28 protein-coding genes are annotated in these 26162 nt (G+C 56.1%); 20 read left to right on the top strand and 8 right to left on the bottom strand.

What is annotated here, in order from left to right; all coding sequences use genetic code 11:
* Nucleotides 1–166 precede the first annotated feature (166 nt).
* Nucleotides 167–910, top strand: coding sequence for a sulfite exporter TauE/SafE family protein (locus tag ACSBLW_RS09640; protein ID WP_435256416.1), 744 nt, complete (start codon nt 167–169; stop codon nt 908–910).
* Here the strand turns inward: ACSBLW_RS09640 and ACSBLW_RS09635 are convergent.
* Nucleotides 907–1068, bottom strand: coding sequence for a hypothetical protein (locus tag ACSBLW_RS09635; RefSeq protein WP_435259992.1), 162 nt, complete (start codon nt 1066–1068; stop codon nt 907–909). The two genes, ACSBLW_RS09640 and ACSBLW_RS09635, sit on opposite strands and share 4 nt — an antisense overlap.
* Before the next feature lie 365 nt (nt 1069–1433).
* Here ACSBLW_RS09635 and ACSBLW_RS09630 point away from each other — a divergent pair, with 365 nt between their 5' ends.
* The 13 genes from ACSBLW_RS09630 to ACSBLW_RS09570 all read left to right on the top strand — a co-directional run bounded on the left by ACSBLW_RS09630 (nt 1434) and on the right by ACSBLW_RS09570 (nt 11598).
* Nucleotides 1434–2288 (top strand): HpcH/HpaI aldolase/citrate lyase family protein, encoded by an 855-nt coding sequence (locus tag ACSBLW_RS09630; protein ID WP_435259991.1) that lies wholly within the window; start codon nt 1434–1436, stop codon nt 2286–2288.
* A gap of 36 nt (nt 2289–2324) precedes the next feature.
* Nucleotides 2325–2870, top strand: coding sequence for an NnrU family protein (locus ACSBLW_RS09625; protein WP_435259990.1), 546 nt, complete (start codon nt 2325–2327; stop codon nt 2868–2870).
* A gap of 4 nt (nt 2871–2874) precedes the next feature.
* The gene (locus ACSBLW_RS09620; protein WP_435259989.1) at nt 2875–3078 is read left to right on the top strand and encodes a DUF1737 domain-containing protein; all 204 of its coding nucleotides are present in this window, start codon (nt 2875–2877) and stop codon (nt 3076–3078) included.
* A gap of 35 nt (nt 3079–3113) precedes the next feature.
* Entirely contained in the window at nt 3114–4139 is a 1026-nt protein-coding gene (locus ACSBLW_RS09615; RefSeq protein ID WP_435259988.1) for a MaoC family dehydratase, read from the top strand.
* Between the two features lie 120 nt (nt 4140–4259).
* Nucleotides 4260–4883 (top strand): TorF family putative porin, encoded by a 624-nt coding sequence (locus ACSBLW_RS09610; protein ID WP_435259987.1) that lies wholly within the window; start codon nt 4260–4262, stop codon nt 4881–4883.
* 432 nt (nt 4884–5315) lie between these two features.
* The gene (sdhC, locus tag ACSBLW_RS09605) at nt 5316–5702 is read left to right on the top strand and encodes a succinate dehydrogenase, cytochrome b556 subunit (RefSeq protein WP_435259986.1); all 387 of its coding nucleotides are present in this window, start codon (nt 5316–5318) and stop codon (nt 5700–5702) included.
* Between the two features lie 7 nt (nt 5703–5709).
* Entirely contained in the window at nt 5710–6081 is a 372-nt protein-coding gene (gene sdhD / locus ACSBLW_RS09600) for a succinate dehydrogenase, hydrophobic membrane anchor protein (protein ID WP_435259985.1), read from the top strand.
* Nucleotides 6082–6105: 24 nt separating this feature from the next.
* The gene (sdhA, locus tag ACSBLW_RS09595; protein ID WP_435259984.1) at nt 6106–7908 is read left to right on the top strand and encodes a succinate dehydrogenase flavoprotein subunit; all 1803 of its coding nucleotides are present in this window, start codon (nt 6106–6108) and stop codon (nt 7906–7908) included.
* A 122-nt stretch (nt 7909–8030) separates the two neighbouring features.
* Nucleotides 8031–8342: a hypothetical protein gene (locus ACSBLW_RS09590; RefSeq protein ID WP_435259983.1), complete on the top strand. Its 312-nt coding sequence runs from the start codon at nt 8031–8033 to the stop codon at nt 8340–8342.
* Nucleotides 8342–8635 (top strand): hypothetical protein, encoded by a 294-nt coding sequence (locus ACSBLW_RS09585; protein WP_435259982.1) that lies wholly within the window; start codon nt 8342–8344, stop codon nt 8633–8635. Before ACSBLW_RS09590 ends, ACSBLW_RS09585 begins: the two co-directional genes overlap by 1 nt.
* A gap of 3 nt (nt 8636–8638) precedes the next feature.
* Nucleotides 8639–9418, top strand: a complete 780-nt coding sequence (locus ACSBLW_RS09580; RefSeq protein WP_435259981.1) for a succinate dehydrogenase iron-sulfur subunit — start codon at nt 8639–8641, stop codon at nt 9416–9418.
* Nucleotides 9419–9514: 96 nt separating this feature from the next.
* Nucleotides 9515–10501, top strand: coding sequence for a glutathione S-transferase family protein (locus ACSBLW_RS09575; RefSeq protein ID WP_435259980.1), 987 nt, complete (start codon nt 9515–9517; stop codon nt 10499–10501).
* Between the two features lie 233 nt (nt 10502–10734).
* Entirely contained in the window at nt 10735–11598 is an 864-nt protein-coding gene (locus tag ACSBLW_RS09570; RefSeq protein ID WP_435259979.1) for an urea carboxylase-associated family protein, read from the top strand.
* 48 nt (nt 11599–11646) lie between these two features.
* Here ACSBLW_RS09570 and ACSBLW_RS09565 read toward each other — a convergent pair whose 3' ends face one another.
* Both ACSBLW_RS09565 and glyA read right to left on the bottom strand, forming a co-directional pair.
* Nucleotides 11647–12630 carry an aldo/keto reductase gene (locus ACSBLW_RS09565; RefSeq protein WP_435259978.1) on the bottom strand — a complete coding sequence of 328 codons (984 nt, stop codon included), beginning with the start codon at nt 12628–12630 and terminating at the stop codon, nt 11647–11649.
* A 55-nt stretch (nt 12631–12685) separates the two neighbouring features.
* Nucleotides 12686–13999: a serine hydroxymethyltransferase gene (gene glyA, locus ACSBLW_RS09560; protein ID WP_435259977.1), complete on the bottom strand. Its 1314-nt coding sequence runs from the start codon at nt 13997–13999 to the stop codon at nt 12686–12688.
* Nucleotides 14000–14090: 91 nt separating this feature from the next.
* Here glyA and ACSBLW_RS09555 point away from each other — a divergent pair, with 91 nt between their 5' ends.
* Nucleotides 14091–14966: a LysR family transcriptional regulator gene (locus ACSBLW_RS09555; protein WP_435259976.1), complete on the top strand. Its 876-nt coding sequence runs from the start codon at nt 14091–14093 to the stop codon at nt 14964–14966.
* Here the strand turns inward: ACSBLW_RS09555 and deoD are convergent.
* The 3 genes from deoD to ACSBLW_RS09540 form a co-directional block, all read right to left on the bottom strand.
* Nucleotides 14948–15643: a purine-nucleoside phosphorylase gene (gene deoD / locus ACSBLW_RS09550; RefSeq protein ID WP_435259975.1), complete on the bottom strand. Its 696-nt coding sequence runs from the start codon at nt 15641–15643 to the stop codon at nt 14948–14950. The genes ACSBLW_RS09555 and deoD overlap by 19 nt on opposite strands.
* 133 nt (nt 15644–15776) lie before the next feature.
* Complete coding sequence (locus ACSBLW_RS09545; protein ID WP_435259974.1) at nt 15777–16133, bottom strand: DUF6455 family protein; 357 nt, start codon at nt 16131–16133, stop codon at nt 15777–15779.
* 66 nt (nt 16134–16199) lie between these two features.
* The gene (locus ACSBLW_RS09540; protein ID WP_435259973.1) at nt 16200–18158 is read right to left on the bottom strand and encodes a protein meaA; all 1959 of its coding nucleotides are present in this window, start codon (nt 18156–18158) and stop codon (nt 16200–16202) included.
* Nucleotides 18159–18409: 251 nt separating this feature from the next.
* Between ACSBLW_RS09540 and ACSBLW_RS09535 the strand changes: the two genes are divergently transcribed.
* From ACSBLW_RS09535 to ACSBLW_RS09515, 5 genes are all read left to right on the top strand, one after another.
* Nucleotides 18410–19750 carry a 1-acyl-sn-glycerol-3-phosphate acyltransferase gene (locus ACSBLW_RS09535; protein ID WP_435259972.1) on the top strand — a complete coding sequence of 447 codons (1341 nt, stop codon included), beginning with the start codon at nt 18410–18412 and terminating at the stop codon, nt 19748–19750.
* A gap of 146 nt (nt 19751–19896) precedes the next feature.
* Nucleotides 19897–21189: a crotonyl-CoA carboxylase/reductase gene (ccrA, locus tag ACSBLW_RS09530; protein WP_435259971.1), complete on the top strand. Its 1293-nt coding sequence runs from the start codon at nt 19897–19899 to the stop codon at nt 21187–21189.
* Between the two features lie 202 nt (nt 21190–21391).
* The gene (locus tag ACSBLW_RS09525) at nt 21392–21583 is read left to right on the top strand and encodes a hypothetical protein (protein WP_435259970.1); all 192 of its coding nucleotides are present in this window, start codon (nt 21392–21394) and stop codon (nt 21581–21583) included.
* A gap of 47 nt (nt 21584–21630) precedes the next feature.
* Nucleotides 21631–23163: an ATP-dependent DNA helicase gene (locus tag ACSBLW_RS09520; RefSeq protein WP_435259969.1), complete on the top strand. Its 1533-nt coding sequence runs from the start codon at nt 21631–21633 to the stop codon at nt 23161–23163.
* 88 nt (nt 23164–23251) lie between these two features.
* Nucleotides 23252–23488 carry an Lrp/AsnC ligand binding domain-containing protein gene (locus tag ACSBLW_RS09515; protein ID WP_435259968.1) on the top strand — a complete coding sequence of 79 codons (237 nt, stop codon included), beginning with the start codon at nt 23252–23254 and terminating at the stop codon, nt 23486–23488.
* A 101-nt stretch (nt 23489–23589) separates the two neighbouring features.
* Here ACSBLW_RS09515 and yghU read toward each other — a convergent pair whose 3' ends face one another.
* Together yghU and ACSBLW_RS09505 are read right to left on the bottom strand one after the other, a co-directional pair.
* The gene (gene yghU, locus ACSBLW_RS09510) at nt 23590–24444 is read right to left on the bottom strand and encodes a glutathione-dependent disulfide-bond oxidoreductase (protein ID WP_435259967.1); all 855 of its coding nucleotides are present in this window, start codon (nt 24442–24444) and stop codon (nt 23590–23592) included.
* Between the two features lie 219 nt (nt 24445–24663).
* A complete protein-coding gene (locus ACSBLW_RS09505) occupies nt 24664–26142 on the bottom strand; it encodes an NAD-dependent succinate-semialdehyde dehydrogenase (protein WP_435259966.1) in 1479 nt (492 codons plus the stop codon).
* Between the last annotated feature and the right edge of the window lie 20 nt (nt 26143–26162).

Here is a 26162-nt window from a genome sequence, read left to right as displayed (position 1 = left end):
GTCTCCCGTTCTGGTGATGAATCGGAGGCAGGGGTAGCCCCTTAGAAAGCATCTGGCAAGCACTCCGTTCGCCTCATTGTATACAATTGTGTGCGGCAAATTCAGCATGAGCTAGCAGAGCCGCGTTGTTTGCGCTAACCCGAGATGGAATGGGTAGGAGGGCGTCGTGGAAGGCATCTGGTTCTGGGGTCTGGCTGTGATTGCCAGTATTTTCGTTGGCATGGGAAAAGGCGGGTTGCCGGTCGTTGGAATGCTGGGTGTGCCCGTGTTGTCTCTCGCAATTTCTCCGATCGCTGCTGCTGGATTGCTTTTGCCTGTTTATGTTCTGTCAGACATGTTCGGACTCTATGCATATCGACACGCCTTTGATCGGCGAGTGCTGATGATCATCGTGCCGGGCATGATTTTCGGGGTGGCAGTTGGCTGGGCAACAGCTCATTTGGTGCCGGAATGGGCGGTAACCGTCCTCGTGGGACTCATCGGTTCTGTCTTTGCGGTGAACGCTTTGATAAAGAAACCGGTAGATGGCCCGCCGCGTCTTGCAGCTGTTGCACCGGGTCTTTTTTGGGGCAGCATTGCGGGCTTCACCAGCTTTGTAAGCCATACTGGCGGGCCACCCTACCAAGTCTATACTTTACCTTTGCGTATGTCGAAGATGGTGTTTGCGGGAACATCGACCATCGCTTTTGCGATCATCAATGCGGTGAAGCTGGTCCCGTATTATTTCCTGAATCAGCTTAATCCGGGGAATTTGAAGATCGCGGTTTTCCTCATGCCGCCTGCTGCAATTGCCGTTTTTCTTGGTGTCAAACTGGTAAAATGGCTGCCTGAGAAAATCTTCTTTCGGGTCGTGACTTGGGCGCTACTTGCCGTTTCATTGAAACTGATCTGGGATGGTCTGTTGGGTTAGGCGGGGTCGCCTTTTTTGGGCAACTTTTCAGTGACGTCTTCGTAGTTTTCGCCCGATGCAACAAGGCAAGTCATGCCATCTGCCATGGTGATCGTGATCGTCCAGCTTCCAGTTTCGACGGAGGCGAAAACTTCGATGACTCCATGATTGGCTGCCAATCCGACGCCACGTCGGGTTTCTCCGAATTTCGTCGCGAGCGTTGAGAGAACTGCCTCACGCTTTCCGCATTGTGCGGATGCGGAGACGGCTGTAGGGGGGCGCCATCGAAATGGCCACAGAGAGTGCAAGGTAAACTCTTTTCAAAATGCTTCCTTTCCGGGCCAAGCCCCTGCGCAAAAACCTCCCCGTAATTGGATGCGTTCAGCGGACTCTCGTCGTCGTTCCTGGTAAGCCTGCGCTCGCAATTGGGTAAAATCAGTTAACGAGGCGGCCCGAGGATATGCTGCATTGCGGCAAATTTACGCTTGCCCTTTGTGGCGCAATGGTTCCTCTTGGCGCAATAATATTGCGAAGAGGTCGAATCATGACACTGGCGGCGCGCCCCTATCGGTCGGTTCTTTACATTCCTGGTTCGAAAGAACGGGCGTTGGAAAAGGCCATGACGTTGGGGGCAGATGCAATCATCTTTGACCTTGAAGATGCTGTTGCGCCCGATGAGAAGGGCAACGCACGAGAAATCTTGTCGAAGGCGCTAGAGGGCGACTTTGGCAAGCGAACCAGAATCGTGCGGATCAACGGGTTTGACACAGAATGGGGTAAGGAAGACGCCTTGGCATTTGCCAATCATCCCGGCGTCGATGCCATTCTGATCCCAAAAGTCAGCCGCGCAGCGGACCTGGATGCTGTGGCGGCCGTTGCCCCCAATAAGCCATTGTGGGCGATGATGGAGACCTCACTTGGAATGTTGAATGCGGCCGAAATCGCTTGCCACGCACAACTGGAAGGCATGGTCATGGGTACGAATGACCTTGCTAAAGAACTGGGAAGTCGGTTCCGGACTGACCGATTGGCGCTTCAGTCCGGTCTTGGGTTGTGCCTCTTGGCTGCACGGGCCTTTGGCCGTGTCATAGTAGATGGGGTTTTTAACGCCTTCAAAGATGAAGATGGCCTTCGCGCAGAATGCGAACAGGGCCGCGATATGGGTTTTGATGGCAAGACCCTTATCCATCCATTGCAACTGGAAATCGCGAATAACGCCTTTGCGCCGAACGAAGCAGAGGTTGATCTTGCGCGACGCCAGATTGCTGCATTCGACGAAGCAATTGCGCAAGGTCAGGCAGTCGCCGTGGTCGATGGCAAGATCGTCGAGAACTTGCATGTCGTGACAGCAAAGGCAATTCTCGCCAAAGCGGAAGCAATTGCAGCAATGGCTGAATAAGGTCATGGTGCCGGCAAACAGCCGGAGGTTCTTGTGATGACGCTCTTAATTCTTGGGTTGGTCCTTTGGTGGGGCGCACATCTCTTAAAGCGCTTTGCGCCTGAGTTGCGCGCCCGTATCGGTGAAAAAGGCAGGGGGATAATCTCGATCGTCCTTCTCGCATCTGTTGCGCTGATGGTTCTTGGGTATCACAGTGCTGAGGTGATTGACGTTTGGTATCCGCCGACTTTCATGACCCATCTCAACAACGCCCTGATGATTTTGGCGTTTTATTTCTTCGCGGCGTCTGGGATGAAGACTGCCATTACGCGAAAAGTCCGGCACCCGCAGCTGACCGGGGTCAAGACTTGGGCGATCGCTCATTTGTTGGTGAATGGTGATCTTGCTTCGATCGTTTTGTTCGGGGGTCTTTTGGCTTGGGCCGTGGTGTCTGTCATACTCATCAACCGGGCGCAGCCAGAATGGACGCGTCCAGCGCCAGTGGCCGGGTCCAGGGAAATAATGGCCATTGTCGGGACCATTGTTGTGACTGGTCTTGCGATGGTCGTACACAACTGGCTTGGCGTGCAGCCGTGGGGATAAGGCCATGAAACTTTATAGATTTCTCTCGGATGACGACACTTCGGCCTTTTGTCACAAAGTTACTGCGGCATTGAACAAGGGCTGGGCGCTTCATGGGGATCCAACTTACGCATTCGATGCGGCGCGGGGTGTCATGCGTTGTGGTCAGGCCGTCACGAAGGAAGTCCCTGGCACATACACGCCGGAAACCAAACTGGGCGAACAATAACGGGCCGTGAGCGCGGCTTCAGAGGAGAGAGCACAATGAAAACGAACCCGGGCCTCTTTTTCGAAGATTATCGCTTGGGCGAGACCATCGTGCATGCCGTGCCTCGAACCCTTTCGGGGGGGGAGCGAGCGCTCTATCACGCGCTCTATCCCGCGCGTCACGTCCTGTACTCTTCTGATAAATTCGCACGTTCCTGCGGCTTTGCCGAAGCGCCAATGGACGACCTGATTGCCTTCCACACAGTATTCGGCAAAACCGTGCCGGACATCAGCCTGAATGCCGTTGCCAATTTGGGCTATGCTGAGGGGCGTTGGCTGCAACCCGTGGCCGCAGGCGATACCTTACGTGCCGAAAGCACGGTGATTGGTTTGAAAGAAAACTCGAACGGAAAATCCGGCGTCGTCTATGTGCGGACCAAAGGATTTAATCAAGACGAAGAACCTGTTCTTGAATATGTGCGTTGGGTGATGGTGCGTAAAGGGAATCTCGCTGCACCCACACCCTCTGCCGTTGTACCGCAACTTGCCCCCGCGGTCGTTCCAGAGGCGTTGGTTATCCCCAAGCGGTTGAACTTCAGCCAATACGACTTTGCACTTGCTGGTGAGCCGCACCGATGGGCTGACTATGAAGTGGGCGAAATCATAGATCATGTCGACGGAGTGACTGTTGAAGAGGCCGAACACATGCTGGCCACCCGCCTTTGGCAGAATACGGCCAAGGTCCATTTCGACGCTACCGTTCGCGAAGATGGTAAACGCTTGATCTATGGGGGACATATCATCAGCCTGGCGCGGTCGCTCTCGTTCAACGGTCTGGCAAACGCGCAAATGATGGTTGCGCTGAACGCTGGTGCCCACGCAAACCCGTGCTTTGCCGGTGATACGGTAAGGGCGTGGTCTGAGGTTTTGGAAAAGGCTGAAACCTCGCGCCCCGGTGTTGGGGCTATTCGGCTCCGGCTCGTCGCCACACGCGGCGCAGTTGGCGCTCTGAAAGCGGATGACGGCAAATACCTGCCAGAGGTTTTGCTTGATCTGGACTACTGGGCCCTGATGCCGATGTGACGAAAGATCACTGTGCTGCAAAAGCAACGAGGCGGCTTGATTTGTGATTATTCTGCACGTTTGGATAGGATTGTGCCCTAGGTCAGTGCAATATGATCAAAACTTGCATGGGGCCCATAAATGCGCGCGATCGTTCTCTCTTCGCTTACTTTGATCTCTCTCGCCAGCACTGCTGCTGCCGAAGTCACCCTGTCTTACGGGGCCACTTTTACTAGCCGCTATGTCGCCAGCGGAATTGAGCAGTCGAGTGGCTCGGCTATTCAGCCGTGGGTCGAAGTGGGATATGGTGGTGCCTATGTTGGCCTTTGGGCATCAAACGTATCGCGCGCAGGTCTGGGCGCATCTGCTGAAGTCGACCTCACCTTTGGATACCGCGGCGAAGCTGGCCCAATTTCCTATGATTTGGGCTATGCGCGTTATTTCTATACCGGCCCATATAGCAATTGCTGTGGCGAAATCGTGATGGATCTGTCGTCTAGCCCAACAGAACAGTCTACCTTCGGCCTCCGTATGACCTACGATCCGAGTGCAGATGTGATGAATGCAAAAATCTCGGTCGACTATGCACCGACGGATACTTTGGGCCTCAACCTCGCTTTCGGGTCGATCTCGAATGGGGGACATGAATATTGGACAGCCGGAACGAGCTATTCAATCAACGACAACCTTTCGGTTTCTGCGTCATGGAATGACACCAACATTACGAAGGGCGTCGCAGTCCTTTCGGTTGATCTGGCTTACTGACAAAGGTTCAATACAAGGAAAAGAGCCGCCTTTGAGGCGGCTCTTTTTTTATCCCGACTGCATTTCACGAGTGACATACGCCTTTGGCCGGACATGCAGCAACACTTCTGAAAATGCGTGGGTGATAAGGAAACCGGCCGTGAAATGATGGTGCCTGTCCGTGCCGATTATCAGAGACTCAGTGGGCAAGTTCGTATTCCTCAGTTGGCAAATTGCCTGTGATCTCCGTTGGTGGCGCAATTATGTGATCACGCCACGAAAAATTGTGATCACATATCGGAAAAATCCGGACTGTTAGCGCAAAAACCGCGCCGCTTTACCGATGGCATGCGTGACAGGTTCCAAAAAAACGTTATTCAGAAGACAATGATCGAAGCGCGCTCTCGCCCCAATGCTGCGGGCGAACACACGCCAGCGACGAAGGGAAGCGATATGGCAGAAGTTAAGAGGGTTGAACGCCCCCTGTCCCCACACTTGCAGATTTATCGTTGGCATGTGCCGATGCTGACGTCGATCCTGACGCGCATCACGGGCAATGGGTTGATCGTCGGCACACTGCTGGCTGTTTGGTGGTTGTTGGCGGCAGCAACGTCTCCAGAATATTTCGCCACGGCAAATGCTATGGCGACAAGCTGGTTTGGGGATCTAGTCTTCACCGGGTCTCTTTGGGCTGTGTGGTATCACTATCTCGCTGGCTTGCGGCATCTTTACTATGATGCAGGGAAGGGCTTGGACATTCCGACAGCTGAAAAGCTTGGCATGGCTTGCATCATCGGTTCGGTCGTCCTGACCGTGATCACAATCATTCTGGTTCAGTGAGGGCACCATGCGTTATTTGACTGATCGCAAGCGTGCAGAGGGCAAAGGGGCATCCGGTACCGGGACCGAGCATCACTGGTCTATGACCGTCTCCGCCGTTGCTTTGGCCTTCCTTATTCCGGTTTGGCTTTACATTTTTGGCAAAGCGCTCGGCCAATCTCAAGAGCAGGTGGTTGCCACATTTGGCCATCCATTCCCCGCCATCCTGACCGCCCTTCTTTTGGTGGTCGGCATGCGCCACTTTATCGGCGGCGCAACCATCATGATCGAGGACTATCTGCGTGGCTCGGCTAAGAAAGCCGCAATCGTTGGTGTTACCTCACTTGGTTGGATCATCGGCGCGACCGGGCTTTTTGCCCTCGCTCGCATGGCCCTGTGATCCAGCGCGAAAAAGGATTTCAAGATGAACGCCTATCCATATGAAGTTCACGACTATGATGTGGTCGTTGTTGGTGCTGGTGGCGCTGGCCTTCGCGCAACATTGGGCATGGCCGAGCAGGGCTTGCGTACTGCCTGCGTGACCAAAGTTTTTCCAACGCGCTCACATACTGTTGCTGCACAGGGCGGGATCGCAGCCTCACTGGGCAACATGGGGCCGGACAGCTGGCAGTGGCATATGTACGACACCGTTAAGGGGTCTGACTGGCTTGGCGACACGGACGCGATGGAATACTTAGCTCGTGAAGCACCCAAAGCCGTCTATGAACTTGAGCATTACGGCGTGCCTTTCAGCCGCACGGAAGAAGGCAAGATCTACCAGCGTCCATTTGGGGGGCACACGACAGAATTCGGTGAGGGCCCTCCGGTGCAGCGCACCTGCGCCGCGGCCGACCGTACCGGACACGCCATCCTTCACACTCTCTATGGCCAGTCGCTGAAGAACAATGCGGAGTTCTTCATTGAATACTTCGCGATTGACCTGATCATCACCGATGGCGCCTGCACCGGGGTCGTTGCCTGGAAACTGGACGACGGCACGATCCACGTCTTCAACGCAAAGATGACCGTTTTGGCAACAGGTGGCTATGGTCGCGCCTATTTCAGTGCCACCTCGGCACACACCTGCACCGGCGATGGCGGCGGTATGGTGGCCCGTGCGGGCCTTCCTCTACAAGACATGGAATTCGTGCAATTCCACCCGACGGGAATCTACGGTTCAGGATGCCTTATCACTGAAGGTGCGCGCGGCGAAGGTGGCTATCTCACGAACTCGAATGGCGAACGGTTCATGGAGCGTTATGCGCCCCATTACAAAGACCTTGCTCCGCGTGATTACGTCAGTCGCTGCATGACAATGGAAATCCGCGAAGGCCGTGGCGTCGGCGCTCAGGGGGATCACATCCACCTGCACCTTAACCACCTGCCGCGCGAAACGCTTGAAGCCCGTCTGCCGGGGATCACGGAATCTGCACGCATCTTCGCGGGTGTGGATCTGCACAAAGATCCGATCCCGGTTTTGCCAACCGTTCACTATAATATGGGCGGCATTCCGACCAACTATTGGGGTGAAGTTCTGAACCCAACGGCCGAAAACCCCGATGCTGTCTTCCCGGGGCTGATGGCTGTGGGCGAGGCGGGCTGTGCATCTGTTCACGGTGCAAATCGACTGGGTTCGAATTCGCTGATCGACCTCGTCGTGTTTGGTCGGGCCGCAGCCATTCGTGCTGGTCAGGTCGTGAAGAAAGACGAGGCTGTCCCTAGCCTCAACAAGGTTGAAGTCGACAAGGCATTGTCTCGCTTCGACGGTCTTCGTCATGCGAATGGAACCATTTCGACCGCTGATCTGCGTCTGGAAATGCAGAAAACCATGCAGGCTGATGCCGCGGTGTTCCGCACTGAAAAGACGCTTGCTGAAGGCGAAAAGAAAATGACTGTCATCGCTGGCAAAATGGGCGATCTTAAGGTCACAGACCGCAGCCTTGTTTGGAACAGCGACCTGATGGAGACGCTGGAACTGACGAACCTGATGCCGAACGCCTTGGCTACAATCTACGGTGCAAACGCGCGTAAAGAAAGCCGCGGGGCTCATGCCCATGAGGATTACGCTCAGCGCGATGATGCCAATTGGCGCAAGCATACCCTTTCTTGGGTCGATGGCGACAAGGTCACGCTTGACTACCGCGCAGTGCATGTCGATCCGCTGACCAAAGAGACGGAAGGTGGCATCAGCCTGAAGAAGATCGCACCTGCTGAGCGTAAGTTCTGATGCAACAGACCTTGGTTCATGCGCTGGATTCCGCCGTCGCACCTTCACAGGTGCGTGCGGGGGCTGTTCGGCGCGGGTCCAAGCGGCATTCTCTGCGGAAAACCCCGCAGAGGAGAGAAGATATGCGTACGTATCTTCCGATTGCCCTTTTGACACTGGCAGCTTGCGATCCGCAAGGCATGGCCGACACAGTTGGTCGTCGTGCGGCATCAACGGTTGTGCTGCCGGTCATGCAGCAGGAAATGGCTACACCTTTGGCACAACGGGCCACGGATTGCATCGTTAGAAACGCTTCGGCTGCCGAAGTCAAAGCGCTTGCCAGAGACGTGGCCGTCGTGGCTGGTTCTTTGACCGAGTCCAATATTCGGGCAATTGCGTTGCGCCCTGAAACCCAATCATGCCTCGCCGCCAAAGGCGTGTCGTGGAGGGGATGATGAAACGGTTTCTTCGTCTTGCCCCTCTCGTCCTTGTCGCCTGTGGCCCAATCCCCGTGGAACAAGCCGAGCGCCAGTGCCTTGAACGTGCGCGGCTTGCTCAGCAACCCCGTGGTGCAATTGGTGTCGGAATGGATTCGTCAGGCAAAGCGCGCGGGAATTTCGAGGTTACCGTTACCTCTGACTATATTATGGGTCGTGACCCCTCGGCGGTTTACGACTTCTGCGTCCAACAGAAATCAGGGCAGGCTCCGACCCGCCCGCTCTACTCGTTCCCGGAATGGAAGGGATAAGACATGGTCCAGTTCACGCTTCCCAAGAATTCGACGGTTCGCACCGGTAAGACCTGGCCCAAGCCAGAAGGTGCGAAGAACGTGCGCAAGTTCCAGATCTACCGCTGGAATCCCGACGACGGCAAAAACCCGCAGGTCGACACCTATTTTATCGACATGGACAACTGCGGTCCGATGGTTCTGGATGCTCTGATCAAGATCAAGAACGAGATTGACCCGACTTTGACCTTCCGCCGGTCTTGCCGTGAAGGCATCTGCGGTTCCTGCGCCATGAACATTGACGGCCGCAACACGCTTGCCTGTATCTTTGGCTTGGATGAGATCAAGGGCGATGTGAAGATCTACCCGCTGCCGCATATGCCGGTGATCAAGGATCTGATCCCCGACTTGACCCATTTCTATGCTCAGCACGCCAGCATTATGCCTTGGCTTGAAACCAAGACCAACCGTCCCGCCAAGGAATGGAAGCAATCGATCGAGGATCGCAAGAAACTTGACGGGCTGTACGAATGCGTGATGTGCGCAAGTTGCTCGACTTCCTGCCCAAGCTACTGGTGGAACGGCGATAAGTATCTTGGCCCTGCAGCCCTGCTGCACGCCTATCGTTGGATCATTGACAGCCGTGACGAGGCGACGGGTGAACGCTTGGACGCGCTGGAAGATCCGTTCAAGCTGTACCGCTGCCACACAATCATGAACTGCGCCAAGACCTGCCCCAAGGGCCTGAACCCGGCAAAGGCAATTGCAGAGATCAAGCGCATGATGGTCAATCGCGTCGTCTGATACACACTGTGCGCTACCGCACGACCTTTGCGCGCCCCGAGACCTCTGGTCTCGGGGCGTTTTGCTGTTACCTTTGATGCAGCGAAAGGAAAAAGCATGGGACTTTTGGTCAAAGGCGAATGGCGCGACGAATGGTATGACACCGAAGCAACGGGCGGCGAATTCGTGCGTACGGATGCGGCTTTCCGCAACTGGGTGACGGTGGACGGCGCCGCTGGTCCGTCCGGCGAAAGTGGGTTTAAAGCTGAAAGTGGACGCTATCACCTCTATGTTTCTTTCGCTTGCCCTTGGGCGCACCGAACGCTGATCTTTCGTGCTTTGAAGGGATTGGAAATCCACATTGATATCTCGGTCGTGCATCCGGATATGCTGTCGGAAGGATGGACCTTTGCCACCGATTTTCCGGGGGCGACGGGTGACCTTCAGTTCGGCTTGCCTTTTATGCGCGATATCTACACGCGGGCCGTTTCGAATGTCTCAGGTCGGGTGACAGTGCCGGTTCTATGGGACAAGGCTACGGGCAAGATCGTCTCGAACGAGTCGAGTGAAATTATCCGCATGTTCAACTCGGCCTTTGATGAGATCACCGGGAACTCAGATGACTACTGGCCGCACAACTTGCGCGACGAGATCGAAGCCGTCAATGCGCGTGTCTACAAGACCGTGAACAATGGCGTTTACCGCGCTGGATTTGCGACGAGTCAGGCTGCGTACGACCGCGCTGTGGCAGCCCTTTTCGATAGTCTCGACTGGCTGGAAAAGCGACTTGCGGAAAAACGCTATTTGATTGGGGACCGCGTGACAGAGGCTGACTGGCGTTTGTTTACGACGCTGATCCGTTTCGATCCCGTCTATCATGGGCATTTTAAGTGCAATCGCCGTCGTATTACGGATTATCCAAACTTGTGGGCCTATACGCGCGAACTGTACCAGTGGAAAGGTGTGGCGGAGACCGTCCATGTCGACCATTTCACGCGGCATTACTATTACAGTCATGCGACGATCAACCCGCATCGCATCGTACCAGTTGGGCCAGAACTGGACTATTCTGCGCCGCATGGAAGAGAGCGCGTAGGGGGCTGATATGCCGCTCTTGGTCATTCTGATTTTGGTGTGCGTCTTTGCCTACATGTACTGGCAGGGGCGCACATCAACGCTGACTCGCCTCTGCTCATGGCGCTTGGAAAGATCCGCTGGTCAGTGGCGCTGCGCAGCCTGTGGCGCAATCTCTCCGGGTGCAAAGGAACCAAGGGACTGCCTTCGGAAGGATTGACCAAGCTTCATGACTTGGGAATGGTGGGCGCAAGAGGTGACCTATGAAACTCAAAAAACCCACCCATTCCGCCCCGATTGATGCCGTCCGGCGTAAGGCAATCGTTCCGGTAATTTGTTACCCTGTGGACTCGCTGCCATCTCCCGATCTTGCCCCGTACCTCAAGGCTCGGGAAGGGTGGGCTTTAGTCAGCGAAGTGCTGGTTCCGGCGCGTGATGCGAAATGCTTTGAAGTACCTGCAGGATGTTTTTTCCGTATTTCGAGTGTGGAAGGTCCGCAGGTTGGAGACTTGAACCTGTGGAATGCGGCCGATCTGGGCGAGCGGTTTTTTTCCGGAAAGACGCGGGCCCTGCATGGAACGCATCTGAGTACCGGAGATCAAATGTGGTCAAACATTCCACATTTGCGACCTATCGCGACCATCACAGAAGATACACTGGATTGGTATGGTTTCGACGATTTTGGCGGCTCGGTGCACGATGTCATCGGCACACGGTGCGACCCCTACACGCACAATCTGCTGAGCCATGGCGGGCAGTACCATCATTGCTGCCATTCGAACCTGACCCGCGCCTTGGCTGATCACACGGGGCTGCCTCTCCATGACGCTGAATTGCACGTGCATGATGTTTTGAATGTCTTCATGTGCACGGGGTTTACCCGTGATACCGGGCAATATTTCATGAAGGCCAGCCCGGTTCGTCCAGGCGACTATCTGGAGTTTTTTGCCGAGATTGACCTCTTGGGCGCTTTGTCTGCCTGCCCAGGAGGGGACTGTTCCGCAGAACACTCTTCGGACAGTGCCAGTTGCCACCCTTTGCTCGTTCAAGTCTATCAGCCCCAAGCTATGCCGGAGGGTTGGACGCCTCCTGCCAATAACGGCTATGATCGAACGCATGGCCGATAAAGACTAGGGGGCTGGCAGACTCGAAGGTTTGGTCGAACAGTCTTTGGTCTAACAATAACGCTCGACGGAGGCCGCCATGTCGTCGCTGTAGCGGTCTCCATGTGCCCAACCGACCGGAAGCACCTTTTCGATGGCGGCCAAATCCGATGGTGAAAGCCTTATCTCACTTGCGCCGGCCCAAGCCCTGAGGTGATCTGCAGTGCGTGTGCCCGGGATCGGGATTAGGTGATCACCTTTGTGCAGGCACCAAGCGATGGCAAGGGCCGCTGGATGATGCCCCATTTCAAGAGCCAAAGAGCGGTAGGCAACAATACGTTCGCGGTTCGCTGGCCAGTTTTCAGGCGCAAAGCGCGGAATCTGGCTGCGAAATGGCCCAAGATCATGCAGGTCAGGGTCGAGCATCGGGTCGCCGAAGGCCCCGCGCGCCAAAGGCGAGAAGGGAACAAAAGCTACACCCAGTTCCGCGCAGGTTTGAATAAGGCCAAGCTCTGGCGTGCGGGTCCAAAGGCTGTATTCGTTCTGAACCGCCGACACCGGATGAACGGCATGGGCGCGCCGAAGAGTGTGCGGAGCGATCTCTGACAAGCCATATCCGCCGATTTTGCCCTCACGGATCAACTCAGCCATTGTTTCCGCGACGTCCTCGATCGGCCGAGAAAACTCCCGACGATGCATGTAGAACAAATCTACCCGCTCAACACCCATGCGCCGTAATGATCCTTCGAGTTCCTGACGAAGATGCTCACGGGAATTGTCTACGCCGCGCTTAGGTCCGGAAATAATACTTGCTTTCGTCGCTATATGGGGACGGTGGGGCCGCGTGCGAAGCCATGCACCGATGGCTTCTTCAGATCGGCCGTTTCCATAGATATTGGCGACATCCAGAAAGTCGATCCCACAATCCCATGCTTCATCCAGACAGGCCAAGCTGTCCTCCAGCCGCGTTTCTCCGAATAATCCGCCGAACGAGAGACAACCAAGACCAATCGCAGAGACCAACGGGCCATTTGCCCCGAGTGAACGTTTTTTCATGGATTTCCCTGCTTCGTTTTATAGTAACGAAGCCCATGAAGGCAGTGGGGTCAAGTCACGGGTTTACATAATGAAGTCCGGTGAATTTCTGACGAAGCTCTTTCGTTTTGCCTGCAACCGACTCTGGCGCGTTCGAACGCAATCCTTCTGCGATGAGTGCGGCGATAGCTGGCGCATCCGCTGAAGTTACACCACGTCTCACAAGTTCCGGAGTGCCGATCCGCAGACCGTTCAGGTCGCCCGGAATGTCATCAATTGGAAGGCCTATGCCACAAGCGAGGAACCCAGCTTTGCGCAGTGTCTTGGAGGCAGCTTGACCTCCACCAAAGGCTGCGGCCTTTAGCGCGAACTGATGGGAATGGGTCGGGCCTTGGTCACCTTCAAAGACTGGCAATCCCAGCTTTGCAAGTTCATCGGCAAGTGTTTGAGACAAGGAGATCATCGCACGGGCATAGTCTTTACCATGGTCCCGCCAATCGAGAAGAGTTATGGCCAAGGCTGCCGATTTCGCGGCGTCGAAATTTGCGGTCATGCCCGGAAAAGCGATCTGATCAAGCGAACGGGCAATATCCGCATCATTTGTCACAATCAGTCCGCCAGCAGGGCCGCCCAGCGATTTGTAGGTGCTCATCGTCATTAAATGGGCGCCTTGGTCCAGTGGGTTCGCCCATGCACCGCCCGCAATGATGCCGCATTGATGTGCTGCATCAAACAGGACTTTTGCGCCGACCTCGTCGGCAATCGCGCGGATGTCGGCAACGGGATGCGGATAGAGGTTCAGAGATCCGCCTATGGTGATGATTTTTGGGCGAACGTCTTGGGCAAGCGTGCGAAGGCCAGAGAGGTCAATTGTGTATCCGTCACGATTGACCGGTGCAGGATAGGTATTCAATCCGTAAAGGCCAGCACAGCCTGATGAATGATGCGTGACGTGCCCACCGACAGATGCTGGAGGGGTGATGATGGCGTCTCCGGGCTTTGCCAGGGCCATGAAGCCATAAAGATTTGCAAGTGCCCCCGAACCCACACGAATTTCGGCGTATTTTGCGCCGAAAATCTCGCAAGCCAATTCTGCGGCGATCACCTCGATTTCTTCGATGGCTTCAAGGCCCATTTCATATTTGTCTCCGGGGTAGCCAAGGCTTGGACGGCTCCCCAACCCACGGGCCAAGGCGGCCTCAGCTCGGGGGTTCATCACATTTGTCGCCGGGTTTAGGTTGAAGCACCGACTGTCGTGGATCTCGAGATTCTTGCGGATCAGTTTCTCGATGTGTGCATTCACTTCCGTGGATGGTGCAGCAACTTTAGCTGCAAGTGATTGGATGTAGGATTCAGTGGGAACCCAAGGGCGGGAGGCGGAATGCGTCATGGAGATCTCCTTTGCCTTGAGAGTGCTGACGACGGCCATTGCCCGCAAATCAGTTTTTTGAAATTCTAGGCTTAGAAAAAGTGAGTCTGTTTTGCCTGTAGCCCCTCCTCGCCCAAAAGATCTACCGCTATCCGCGCTGCGAGCTTTTGAAGCGGCTGCGCGGTTGGGAGGCTTTTCCGCAGCAGGCGTCGAACTTGGTGTGACGCCGGGGGCCGTGACGGCCCATATCAAGGGGTTGGAAGAGATATTGGGCGCAAAGCTGTTCCAACGAGGTGCCAGAGGCGTTGCATTGACACCATTGGCCAAAAGGATGCTGCCTGAAATTTCTGCTGCATTTGATGCTTTGGCGTCGGCATCAAAGCGGCTGAGAGATGAAGCCGCTCCAAAAACAGTTCACATTGCCACTTTGCCTGCGATCGCGCAGCTTTGGCTTTCGCCAAGACTTCCCGAGATACGGGCACTTGCGCCTGACATTTCCATCTCCATCACGGCGATGGAAGCCCCGCCAAACCTAAAGCGCGCGCCGTTTGATCTTTGTCTTTTTTACTTGGACGAGGTCACTCAGCCTTTCGGAAGAGATGAGATTTTTCCAGTTTGTACCGCGGAAGTGGCCGAGCGGCTAAACGATGTGGAGAGCCTTGAGAAAGTGAACTGCCTGTCGGATGCGTCATGGATCAATGACTGGTCCGCGTGGCTGTCGATGGCTGCGCCGGGTAAAGGAATTGTCCCGCGTGGGCCTGTATTTTCACTTTACGCGCTAGCTGTAGAGGAGGCTATCAATGGCGCAGGTGTGCTAATGGGCCGTCGGGCGATGGTGGAAAAATATCTACAATCTGGCCGTTTGGTCGCCCCGTTTGCCGATAGGCTTACGCTTGAAAGCGGCCTTTGTCTTTGGTCTGACAGGCACAATTCAATAACAAGTGCAGCAAGATGGGTCGAGAGGTGGCTTCAGTCAAAGGCCGCGTGAAGGGCAATCTCGATCATTTCGGCAAAGCTGCTTTCCCTTTGGTCAGAGGGTAAGGCTTCCCCCGTCAGAATATGATCGGAAACCGTTAAGACAGAAAGCGCACGACGCTGATACCTTGCGGCGAGGGTATAAAGCTCGGCTGTTTCCATTTCTATTGCGAGACATCCATGCCGCTGCAACTGCTGAGACAGGTCTTCCCGTTCGTCGTAGAAGGTGTCCGAAGTCAGAATTCCGCCGACATGTGCCTTTCCATTGGCTGCTGCAAATGCCTTGGCCAACAGAATGAAGTCTGCAACTGGCGCGAAGTTGATCTCACGGAAAATGGTGCTGGAAGGGCCAGATATGGTCGACGCGGCTTGTGCGAGTACAATGTCGCGGACGGCGACATCCTCTTGCAATGCCCCACAAGACCCAACCCTAATCAAAGTTTGAGCGTCGTAATCCCGGATCAGTTCGTTCACATAGATGGAAATGGAAGGCTGGCCCATGCCGGTTCCATGGATGGTCACTCGGTGACCTTCCCACGTTCCTGTATAGCCAAGCATCCCCCGCGTTTCGCTGACCAGAACGGGGTCTTCCAGAAATCGTTCCGCGGCCCAGCGGGCACGATACGGATCGCCCGGCAGAAGGACTGTATCTGCAATCTGGCCCGGCTGTGCCCCTATATGGAAAGTCATTTGATCCCCGCTCTATGCCTGGCGCTCAGTCTGATTACAAATGAGCGGTAAACCCAACCAACGATCAAACATGGCAAAGGTGCCTGTCAGCGACAAGCGAAAACGAGGCCGCTTTGGCGGGAAATCCCAAGCGTCAAGCTTTAAGCCAGTGGGACTCAAAGGCAGACTTATTTGGGCAATACTCTGCGTCCCTCGGGCCTGCCAGATCACCCTTGGAAAGAGTCAAAGCACAGGCACCCCGGTCACCGCATTGGCTACAGGTCTCAAGCAAATCAAGCCATTCGGCGTGATCAGCTTTCACTTCCCCCGCCGTGAGGCCAAAGACGCGTGCCATTGCCACGACCCGGTCAGGCGTATCCGGGGGCATTCGCAGGAAATTGAGTACTTGATCACGGCGCATACCCAGTTCCGCCAATTCCCGCTCGGACATGGCCTCAACGGCCTTTGCGTCGCGCCACCGCTCAATGAAGTTTCTAACACTTTGCAACATCCCGCCCTCCAATTGGGTAGCAGGAGCTTACCGTAAAGAATCATCTCTCACTTTGATCCTAAGCAACTACTCGGCTGCGAGAGGTGCGGAATCGACCAGCGTTACAATGTCCAACATAATCCGATTCAGTTCGAAATCTTTGGGTGTGTAGACGGCGGCCACGCCCATCGTACGAAGCTTCGCTGCATCCTCATCCGGGATGATGCCGCCGACGACCACGGGAATGTCCGACAGGCCAGCATCGCGCATCCGCTGCATTGTTTCCTCGATCAAAGGGATATGGCTCCCAGACAAGATTGAGAGGCCAACGACATGTGCTTCCTGATCTGCGGCGGCGGCGACGATTTCCTCAGGGGTCAGGCGGATGCCTTCATAATGAATGTCCATGCCGCAGTCGCGTGCACGGGCGGCAATCTGTTCGGCGCCGTTGGAATGGCCGTCGAGGCCGGGTTTGCCGACAAGGAATTTCAACTGGCGCCCCAGTTTGGCCGAAACAGTCGCCACGGCGTCACGGATCGGTTCAAGTCCCTCGGTCCGATTTGAGGGGTTGCGCGAGACGCCCGTGGGCGCGCGGTATTCGCCAAAGGCTCTGCGGATCACGGCGGCCCATTCGCCCGTGGTAGCGCCCGCGCGGGCGCAGGCGATCGAAGCAGGCATGACGTTCTCACCGCTAGCACAGGCGGCGGTCAGTTGGTCGAGCGCGGCTTTGACGGCGACAGCGTCGCGGCTGGCGCGCCACGCGATCAGGCGGGTGATCTGGTCGGCCTCGGCAGCCGGATCGCAGGTCATGATCGCGCCATCGCCGGTGGTCAGAGGAGAGGGCTCCGTGGTCGTAAAGCGATTCACGCCAACGACGGTGGTTTCCTTCGTCTCGATCCTGGCGAGGCGTTCTGAATTCGCCTCAACCAGCCGGTTCTTCATGTATTCGATGGCCGCCACAGCGCCCCCCATGGCGTCGATGGTTGCCAGTTCTTCGCGCGCCCCTTGTTTCAGCGCTTCGACCTTGCGGTCGATCGCCGGGTTGCCGTCAAAGAGATCATCATATTCCAGAAGATCGGTCTCATAAGCGAGAATCTGCTGCATACGCAATGACCACTGCTGATCCCATGGGCGGGGCAGACCCAGTGCCTCGTTCCATGCGGGAAGTTGCACTGCGCGGGCACGGGCCTTTTTCGAAAGTGTCACGGCCAGCATCTCGATCAGGATGCGATAGACGTTGTTTTCGGGCTGCTGCTCGGTCAGGCCAAGGCTGTTAACCTGCACACCATAGCGGAAGCGGCGGTACTTCGCCTCGGTGACCCCAAAGCGAGTTTCGCAGATTTCGTCCCACAAGTCGACAAATGCGCGCATCTTGCACATCTCGGTGACGAAACGGATTCCGGCATTCACGAAGAAAGAGATACGACCGACCATTTCGGGGAAGTGTTCTGCGGGAACCTTGCTCTTTAGATCGTCGAGAACGGCGACACCTGTCGCAAGCGCAAAGGCGAGTTCTTGTTCCGGTGTCGCCCCTGCCTCTTGGAGATGGTACGAGCAGACGTTCATCGGGTTCCACTTGGGCAGATGTTCGCGGGTATAGGCCGCGACATCGGTGATCATCCGCAGGCTGGGTTTTGGCGGGCAGATATAGGTTCCGCGAGAAAGGTATTCCTTGATCAGATCGTTCTGAACGGTGCCATTGAGCTTCGAAATGTCTGCGCCCTGTTCCTCTGCGACTGCAATATAGAGAGCGAGTAGCCACGGGGCTGTGGCGTTGATCGTCATCGAAGTGTTCATCTGCTCAAGCGGGATCTGGTCGAACAGCGCCCGCATGTCGCCCAAATGCGCGACTGGAACACCAACCTTTCCGACCTCACCCTTGGCGCGGGAGTCGTCGCTGTCATAGCCGGTTTGCGTCGGCAGATCGAAAGCAACGGAAAGGCCGGTCTGCCCTTTGGACAGGTTCGTGCGATAAAGTGCATTGGAGGCCGCCGCTGTCGAATGCCCCGCATATGTGCGGAAAAGCCAGGGTTTGTCTTGGGCCATCTGGAAGCTCCCGAGTCGGCTGCGCGCAATTTTGTTTCGTCCTGGAATAAATAAGGGAAAGAATCTGGCGATGTCAATTCGCCGCGTTGCGGCATTTTTTGCGGTGCGGCGAAAAGGCTGGCGCTGTCTGCTGAACAAGGGATCTTCCCAGTGAAATGTCTTCCGCCGAAGATACTTTGAACAGTTGCGGGATGGCGAAAGCAATTCTGGAAGACCGTTGTCTTGGTGAGGGGATCGGCTAGGCTGACGAAATGTTCAACACAGTGGAAATTCCGGTCTGGCTGCTTTTGATCGCGGGACTACTCGCTGCGATCGCTGCATTGGAACGTATCATCGGGCCTGGATTCCGTTGGCTCTTGCGCGGGCGGGTGGAAAGGTTGGTCGCGCGTGTGAATGCGCGATTGGACCGAAAGATCGAGCCTTTCAAGCTGATGAGCCGGCACGACTGGGTGGTGCGGCTTTTGTACGACCCGAAGGTTCTTGAGGCCGTCGCGGATCACGCGGCGGAAACGGGCGTGACGGGCGAAGTGGCGCTGGAAGAAGCAAGACGCTACGCGCGCGAGATCGTCCCAGGCTTCTCGGCGCTGATTTACTTTGGGTTTGCGATTAAGGCGGCGCGATGGCTCTCGGCAGTGTTCTTTCGCGTTCGGGTTGGAAAGGTGGCTACTGAACTCGCAGCCGTCGACCGCAGCGCGAGCGTTGTCCTGGTGATGAATCACCGCAGTAACATGGACTATGTGCTGGTAACTTGGCTGGTATCGGGCCGGGTTGCGATTTCTTATGCGGTGGGAGAATGGGCGCGCGTTTGGCCACTTAGCGCTTTGATACGGGCGTCGGGCGCGTATTTCATCCGTCGAAACAGCCGCACCCCCCTCTATCGCAGGGTTCTAGCTCGCTATGTCCAAATGGCGACAAGCGAGGGCGCTGTACAGGCTGTCTTTCCTGAAGGCGGCCTGAGCCTTGATGGCCGGGTGGGCAAAGCCAAACTTGGCCTGTTGTCATATATCTGGTCTGGATGGAGCCCGGATGGGCGCGACGTTGTCTTTGTGCCAGTGGGGCTAGCTTACGACAGAGTCTTGGAAGATGCGCTTCTGTTGCGCGCAGCAAAGACAGGAGAACGTCGGTTTCGCCCCCGGTTGTGGAAGATTGTGTGGGATGCCCTGCGCATCGCTGCACGGCGTGCAGGAGGCCGGAAATATTTGTACGGAACTGCTGGTGCGGGGTTCGGCGCGCCTCTTTCGATGCGGGACTGGCGCCTGTCTGGCGGTGATCTGGAGGGGTTTTCCACTAAGCTGATGGCAGATGTCGAGGCGGCTGTGCCAGTTCTGCCCGTACCCTTGGTGGCGGCATCCTTGGTGTTGGATTGCACGATTGCGGAACTCGTGGGGCAACTGAAGGACAAAGGCGCGGTTCTGAAGCTTCCGCCCGGCGGCCTTTCTCAGGCTGAAAATGAAGGACGAGCGATGCTTCAGCTACGCGGTGTTTTGGATTCGGAGGGCCGACCGAGAGCCGAGATGAGGGATCTCTTGACCTTCTACGCGGCATCGATCCGGCAAAGGCTTGGCTATTCGATGCCGAATTCTGCGCCATAGCGTGAACTTTCTGCGATGCCGCGGACATAAAATTACAAAAATAGACTTTAATCCTATTGCAATGTTGCGCGGCGAGCCATATCCGTATGGTTGTGAGCCGTCCGATTCTGCGGTGCGGCGCGATTTTGATCCGAATGGAGGCCCAAATGGCTTTGGACACGCAGAGCGCTATCGTTGCCTATGACGCGCCCAAGAAAGACCTTTATGAACTGGGCGAAATGCCGCCCTTGGGCCATGTGCCGAAGCAGATGTATGCGTGGGCCATTCGTCGTGAGCGTCATGGCGAGCCAGAAGTCGCGATGCAGCAGGAAGTGGTCGACACTTGGTCCATCGACAGCCATGAAGTGCTGGTGTTGGTGATGGCTGCGGGCGTGAATTACAACGGCGTTTGGGCCGGTTTGGGCGTGCCGATCAGCCCGTTCGATGGCCATAAGCAACCCTACCACATCGCGGGCTCTGACGCGTCTGGCATCGTTTGGGCGGTCGGTGACAAGGTGAAGCGCTGGAAAGTTGGCGACGAGGTGGTGATCCACTGCAATCAGGACGACGGCGATGATGAGGAGTGCAACGGCGGCGATCCGATGTTCTCTCCGAGCCAGCGGATCTGGGGCTATGAGACCCATGACGGTTCTTTCGCCCAGTTTACCCGTGTGCAGGCACAGCAACTGATGCCGCGTCCCAAGCACCTGACTTGGGAAGAAAGCGCCTGCTACACTTTGACACTCGCCACGGCTTATCGGATGTTGTTTGGGCATCATCCACATGAGCTGAAGCCGGGACAGAACGTGCTTGTTTGGGGGGCTTCGGGAGGCTTGGGATCTTATGCGATCCAGTTGGCCAATACTGCCGGCGCGAACGCTATCGGTGTGATCTCGGACGAAACCAAGCGTGATTTTGTGATGTCGATGGGAGCCAAAGGCGTCATCAATCGCAACGATTTCAAATGCTGGGGCCAACTGCCCAAGGTCAACACGCCGGAATATAACGAATGGCTGAAAGAGGCCCGCAAGTTCGGAAAGGCGATTTGGGATATCACGGGCAAGGGTGTGAACGTCGATATGGTGTTCGAGCATCCCGGTGAGGCAACCTTCCCGGTGTCGTCGTTGGTGGTGAAAAAAGGCGGCATGGTTGTGATCTGTGCCGGCACCAGCGGCTTTAACTGCACCTTTGACGTGCGGTATATGTGGATGCACCAAAAGCGCCTTCAGGGCAGCCATTTCGCCAACTTGAAGCAGGCCGCAAGTGCCAACCGACTGATGTGCGAGCGGCGTCTTGATCCCTGCATGTCCGAAGTCTTCCCTTGGGCAGATATTCCGAAGGCTCATACCAAGATGTGGAAAAACCAGCATAAGCCCGGCAACATGGCCGTTCTGGTTCAGGCTCCGCATACAGGTCTGCGGACTTTTGAAGACACTCTTGAGGCGAGCAAGAGGGGCTAATCTCCTTAAGCCTGCCCCTGTGTGCTTGGGTTAATGACGACTGGGAAAATCGAAAGCCGTCGGCGGGTCTCTGCCGACGGCATTTTATTTGGGCGCGTGCTGAGGATTAGCGGATGATTGGCAACGGATCGTTGCTGGATCAACCAGTATCCTCATCTTAAACACGAGTGTAGGCTTGGGGTACATGTAGGAACGAAGTCTTATGCGTCATGATTGGATATTTGAAGTACTGGAAGATCTCCGTGCCTATGCATTGCAGAACGGTTTGCTAGCAACGGCAACCAAAGCCGAGGAAGCATTGCGTGTCGCTCGTCTGGAAGTCGGTTTGGAAGACGAAGAAACCGATTCCTTGAGGGGCGGCGCTGGAGGCACTCCGCGTGGCCGACCAAACTGAGCTATTCGCTCTGGCAGCCCGGCCGCGCAGCGCCTATGTTGCGCGGGATGACTTCCGTTATGCCTTCTTTCCAACTCTCCCCTGATCAGGCCCACGCACATGATGCGGTGGCCGAATTGTTGCGTTCAGCGGGCATCGATATAGACGATGGTGTTTTAAGTCCGATAAGTGACGGCAAGTCGGCCGTGCTTGCCGTCATGGGGAAGGCTGGATCTGGCAAGACGCTTTTGCTGGCGCAGATGACAAGGGCTTTGGTAGATGCGGGCGTCGATCTGATCTCGGGCGATTATGAAGGGAAAAAGAAGAAAGACCGCAGGACTTTGGCAGTTCTTGCCCCCACCAACAAGGCTGCAAGTGTTTTGCGGATGCGGGGCGTTCCTGCGACGACCATCCACCGAATTCTTTATACCCCTGTTTACGATCCTCAATACGAGCGCATTGCCGAATGGTTGACCGGCAACGGGACACGCCCGGAAATCGAAGGGCTGGCCGAGGGGGCTTTGGACCGCGCCTTTGCCTTTTTTCAGCAGGTGGCCTCTATTCCCGGAGCATTAGCGGCCGCTGGTTTACGTGGCTCGGATTTCATCAAGGGATGGAAGCGCCGCGAAGATCCATTGGATGTGGGCTTCATCGACGAGAGCAGCATGCTCGACGAACGGCAGTTCGAAGACCTTCGCGAGATTTTTCCAACCTTGATCCTTTTCGGTGATCCTGCCCAGCTGGCGCCGGTGGGGCAATCCGGCAGCATGGTTTTCGACAAGCTGGCCGAGAACCGCAAGCTGATGCTCAACCGCATTCATCGGCAGGCAGAGGATAATCCGATCCTAGATCTTGCTCATGCTTTGGCTGATCCGGATCTGGGGTTTGAGGCGTTTGAGCGAATGGTCGAAGCGGCTGCCCGACGCGATGATCGGGTGGTCTGGGCGGAACGGCTGGATGCCGACATGATGGCCCGTTCGCCAGCACTGGTTTGGCGGAATGTCACGCGGATCAAGATGATTACGGCTTTCCGGGCAGCGCATGGTGCCGCATCGGATGCGTTGCTGCCTGGCGAACCGCTGATCTGCGATGGGATTGAGCTGCCGTTGAAACATCGCAAGAAGCGCATTGATCTGGAGGCGCGTGGCCTCATCAAAGGCGCTCAGGTGATTTATATGGGCCCGGGCAATCGGGACGGTTTTGCCAAATTGCACGTTGTCGGGGCCGATGATCCGCAAGTCAGTGCTGCCAGTATCATCAAGATCGAACGGCCAGACGAAGAAGAACCGTTCATCCCCAGTGCGGCGCGGATGGGTGCGGCCTTCTTGCACGGTGCTGCGGTTACGATCCACAAAGCACAAGGGTCGCAGTGGGAAAACGTTCAGGTTTTTGCGCCAGACCTTTGGGCGGCAGCGCAGGCCGGGCGAAGCGAGGCAGGCGTCCCGCTGTGGAAGCGGCTGGCCTATGTTGCAATCACGCGGGCAGAAAAGCGTCTTTTCTGGGTTGTCCGCAGCCGCCTCGCGCTTCCAAAGTCGACCCTAGGTGTGGCCGATCTTCGACCCGTGAACGTCCCGATGGTCTTGAAGACGGAAACCGACTGACGCCGTAGTCGGCTTGCTTCCATGGTGCAGATACGACTTTTCCAGCTGGCTGCAAAAGGTTAGGGTCGCGGAAATTGAGGAGGCCCCGATGCGCTGCGTATTCGTTCAGTTCCGCTGCACCCCCGGCAAGACTTACGAGGTTGCCGATGCGATTTGGGATCGGGAGATCGTATCCGAGATGTATTCGACAAGCGGAGAATATGACCTGATTGCAAAGGTTTACATTCCGGACGAAGAAGATGTCGGTCATTATCTTTCGTCGCGCTTGTTTGATATTCCTGGCATCAGTCGGACCCTGACGACAATGACCTTCAAAGCATTTTGAAGGCTAAGGATAGCCGGAGCTGTCTGCCCCCGGGCCGAATTTCGGTTTGGCCGAAAGACCTTTGCCCGGGAACACTTTTGAACAGATGAAATCCTGACCGATCAGGGCTTGGCAGGAAGCGCGTCAAAATCCTTGGCGTCGTGGCGTTCGGGCAGCTTTTCCCAGTCTTCTCCCCAACTACGGTTGACCTTCCGGCCGCGTATGACGGCGGGGCGAGCGTCAATGGTCTGCGCCCAGCGAAGGACATGCTTGTAGCTGGTTACGTCCAAGAATTCGGCGGCGTTATAGGCACGGCCAAGCACAAGGTTTCCGTACCAAGACCAGATCGCGATGTCGGCGATTGAATACTCGCCGCCGGCCATCCAGTCGTTCTCAGCAAGATGGCGGTCCAGCACATCAAGCTGGCGTTTCGTTTCCATCGCGAAGCGGTTGATGGGGTATTCCATCTTATAGGGGGCATATGCATAGAAATGGCCGAAGCCACCGCCCAGATAAGGGGCGCTGCCCATTTGCCAGAAAAGCCAAGACATGCACTCTGTGCGTCCAGCGGGATGCTTTGGTATGAGCGCCCCGAACTTTTCGGCGAGGTAAACAAGGATACTGCCAGATTCGAAAACGCGTTGCGGCGGCGAGACCGAGTGATCCATCAATGCGGGGATCTTGGAGTTCGGATTGACCTCAACAAAGCCAGAGCCAAACTGGTCGCCCTTGCCAATGTCGATCAGCCAAGCATCATATTCCGCACCCGTATGTCCAAGGGCGAGCAGTTCTTCCAGCATGACACCAATCTTGACGCCATTCGGGGTCGCCAGTGAGTAAAGCTGGAGAGGATGCTTCCCAACCGGGAGTTCTTTCTCATGTGTGGCGCCGGCAATCGGACGGTTCGTGCCTGCCCACTGGCCGCCATTCTCTTTGTCCCATGTCCAGACCTTCGGTGGAGTATAATTCTCGGTCATTACTTGTCCTTTTACAAAAGAGTGGCGGCTTGGGCCCTGATACCAGCAGAAGGTAGGGGGCTTGGTCGAAACTTGCCAGTAGGCGCGTCTGTGCCGTGGCGCACAGGCCCGACGGAGGGATCGAGCAGTTTTGGCTGTAACAAATTCCGGGGGGGCCTATTCGTGAAAAGCAAAAGCGCCCGGCTAGGACCGGGCGCTTCCTTGAAAGTGCTGCCAAAGTCAGATCGACAGGCAGATGTATTTCATCTCCAGATAGTCCTCCATCCCATGACGGCTGCCTTCGCGGCCGAGGCCCGACTGCTTGACGCCGCCGAAGGGGGCGACTTCGGTAGAGATCAGGCCGGTGTTGACACCAACCATGCCATATTCGAGTTGTTCTTGCACGCGTGTGATGCGGCCGATGTCTCGGGCATAGAAATAGGACGCAAGACCAAAGATCGTGGCATTGGCCTTGGCGATCACTTCTTCCTCGGTCTCGAACTTGAAGAGTGGCGCCAGCGGGCCAAAGGTTTCTTCGTTGGTCACCATCATCTGGTCGGTCACGCCGGTCAGGACGGTGGGTTGGTAGAAATTGCCACCAAGTTCATGACGTGCCCCACCGATTTCAACCTTTGCGCCTTTAGCCTTGGCATCGTTCAAATGCTCCTCGACCTTATCGAGGGCAGCCTCATTGATCAGTGGGCCGAACTGCACATCGTCCTTTAGGCCGTCTCCGACGCGAGATTTCGCCACCGCTTCTTTCAATTTCGCGGCAAAGGCATCGTAGACACCCGCCTGAACATAAATGCGGTTCGCGCAAACACAGGTCTGACCGTTGTTGCGGAACTTGGAGATCATGGCGCCGGCAACTGCGGCATCAAGGTCGGCGTCATCAAAGACGATGAAGGGGGCGTTGCCGCCAAGCTCCATTGAGCATTTCATCACCTGATCGGCGGCCTGACGCAGCAGAATACGGCCAACTTCGGTCGAGCCGGTGAAGGTAAGTTTCCGCACCAGATGGTTTTCGCAGAATTCTTTGCCGATATCCGATGATTTCTTCGACGTGATGACCGAGAAAATCCCCTTGGGCAGGCCGGCTCGTTCGGCCAGCAAAGCCATTGCAAGGGCGGAAAGGGGGGTTTCCGCAGCAGGGCGCGCAACAAAGCCACAGCCCGCGGCGAGCGCAGGGCCGACTTTGCGAGCAATCATCGCATTGGGGAAGTTCCAAGGCGTGATTGAACCAACAACACCAATCGGCTGTTTCAGCACCGTGATGCGCTTGTCGCGCTGGTGGCCGGGAATGGTTTCGCCATAAATGCGCTTTGCCTCTTCGCCAAACCATTCGATGAAGCTGGCGCCGTAGGCGACTTCGCCCTTGGCTTCAGCCAGCGGCTTGCCCATCTCGGCGGTCAGGATCTTGCCCAGATCGTCCTGATTTTCCATCATCAGGTCATACCACTTGCGAAGGACAGCCGCGCGTTCCTTGCCGGTGCGGGTGGCCCAATCTTTCATCGCCGCATTTGCAGCATCGATGGCGCGGGCGGTTTCGGCTCGGCCAAGGTTCGGGACATGGCAGATGTCATCGCCACGGGCCGGGTTGGTGACAGCGAAGGTCGTGCCATCATCAGCGTCAACCCATTCCCCAGCCACATAGGCTTTGGTGCACAGCAGCGAAGGGTCTTTCAGAAGAGACGCGAGATTGGTGACGGAATCGAGCATTGGGGCCTCCCATTTCGGAT

The organism is Thioclava sp. FR2, assembly GCF_051200875.1.
Taxonomy (GTDB): domain Bacteria; phylum Pseudomonadota; class Alphaproteobacteria; order Rhodobacterales; family Rhodobacteraceae; genus Pseudotabrizicola.
The sequence above is the reverse complement of the archived record's forward strand: the minus strand, read 5'-3'. Positions and strand labels throughout refer to the sequence as shown.

Coding starts and splice junctions, on each gene's coding strand:
- ACSBLW_RS09535 (WP_435259972.1), top strand. CDS start 18,410: ATGTTCAACACAGTGGAAATTCCGGTCTGGCTGCTTTTGATCGCGGGA.
- ccrA (WP_435259971.1), top strand. CDS start 19,897: ATGGCTTTGGACACGCAGAGCGCTATCGTTGCCTATGACGCGCCCAAG.
- ACSBLW_RS09580 (WP_435259981.1), top strand. CDS start 8,639: ATGGTCCAGTTCACGCTTCCCAAGAATTCGACGGTTCGCACCGGTAAG.
- ACSBLW_RS09505 (WP_435259966.1), bottom strand. CDS start 26,142: ATGCTCGATTCCGTCACCAATCTCGCGTCTCTTCTGAAAGACCCTTCG.
- ACSBLW_RS09545 (WP_435259974.1), bottom strand. CDS start 16,133: ATGTTGCAAAGTGTTAGAAACTTCATTGAGCGGTGGCGCGACGCAAAG.
- ACSBLW_RS09590 (WP_435259983.1), top strand. CDS start 8,031: ATGCGTACGTATCTTCCGATTGCCCTTTTGACACTGGCAGCTTGCGAT.
- ACSBLW_RS09540 (WP_435259973.1), bottom strand. CDS start 18,158: ATGGCCCAAGACAAACCCTGGCTTTTCCGCACATATGCGGGGCATTCG.
- ACSBLW_RS09630 (WP_435259991.1), top strand. CDS start 1,434: ATGACACTGGCGGCGCGCCCCTATCGGTCGGTTCTTTACATTCCTGGT.
- ACSBLW_RS09585 (WP_435259982.1), top strand. CDS start 8,342: ATGAAACGGTTTCTTCGTCTTGCCCCTCTCGTCCTTGTCGCCTGTGGC.
- ACSBLW_RS09625 (WP_435259990.1), top strand. CDS start 2,325: ATGACGCTCTTAATTCTTGGGTTGGTCCTTTGGTGGGGCGCACATCTC.
- glyA (WP_435259977.1), bottom strand. CDS start 13,999: ATGACGCATTCCGCCTCCCGCCCTTGGGTTCCCACTGAATCCTACATC.
- ACSBLW_RS09610 (WP_435259987.1), top strand. CDS start 4,260: ATGCGCGCGATCGTTCTCTCTTCGCTTACTTTGATCTCTCTCGCCAGC.
- sdhC (WP_435259986.1), top strand. CDS start 5,316: ATGGCAGAAGTTAAGAGGGTTGAACGCCCCCTGTCCCCACACTTGCAG.
- ACSBLW_RS09570 (WP_435259979.1), top strand. CDS start 10,735: ATGAAACTCAAAAAACCCACCCATTCCGCCCCGATTGATGCCGTCCGG.
- ACSBLW_RS09515 (WP_435259968.1), top strand. CDS start 23,252: ATGCGCTGCGTATTCGTTCAGTTCCGCTGCACCCCCGGCAAGACTTAC.
- ACSBLW_RS09520 (WP_435259969.1), top strand. CDS start 21,631: ATGACTTCCGTTATGCCTTCTTTCCAACTCTCCCCTGATCAGGCCCAC.
- ACSBLW_RS09575 (WP_435259980.1), top strand. CDS start 9,515: ATGGGACTTTTGGTCAAAGGCGAATGGCGCGACGAATGGTATGACACC.
- ACSBLW_RS09525 (WP_435259970.1), top strand. CDS start 21,392: ATGCGTCATGATTGGATATTTGAAGTACTGGAAGATCTCCGTGCCTAT.
- yghU (WP_435259967.1), bottom strand. CDS start 24,444: ATGACCGAGAATTATACTCCACCGAAGGTCTGGACATGGGACAAAGAG.
- sdhD (WP_435259985.1), top strand. CDS start 5,710: ATGCGTTATTTGACTGATCGCAAGCGTGCAGAGGGCAAAGGGGCATCC.
- ACSBLW_RS09620 (WP_435259989.1), top strand. CDS start 2,875: ATGAAACTTTATAGATTTCTCTCGGATGACGACACTTCGGCCTTTTGT.
- deoD (WP_435259975.1), bottom strand. CDS start 15,643: ATGACTTTCCATATAGGGGCACAGCCGGGCCAGATTGCAGATACAGTC.
- sdhA (WP_435259984.1), top strand. CDS start 6,106: ATGAACGCCTATCCATATGAAGTTCACGACTATGATGTGGTCGTTGTT.
- ACSBLW_RS09565 (WP_435259978.1), bottom strand. CDS start 12,630: ATGAAAAAACGTTCACTCGGGGCAAATGGCCCGTTGGTCTCTGCGATT.
- ACSBLW_RS09615 (WP_435259988.1), top strand. CDS start 3,114: ATGAAAACGAACCCGGGCCTCTTTTTCGAAGATTATCGCTTGGGCGAG.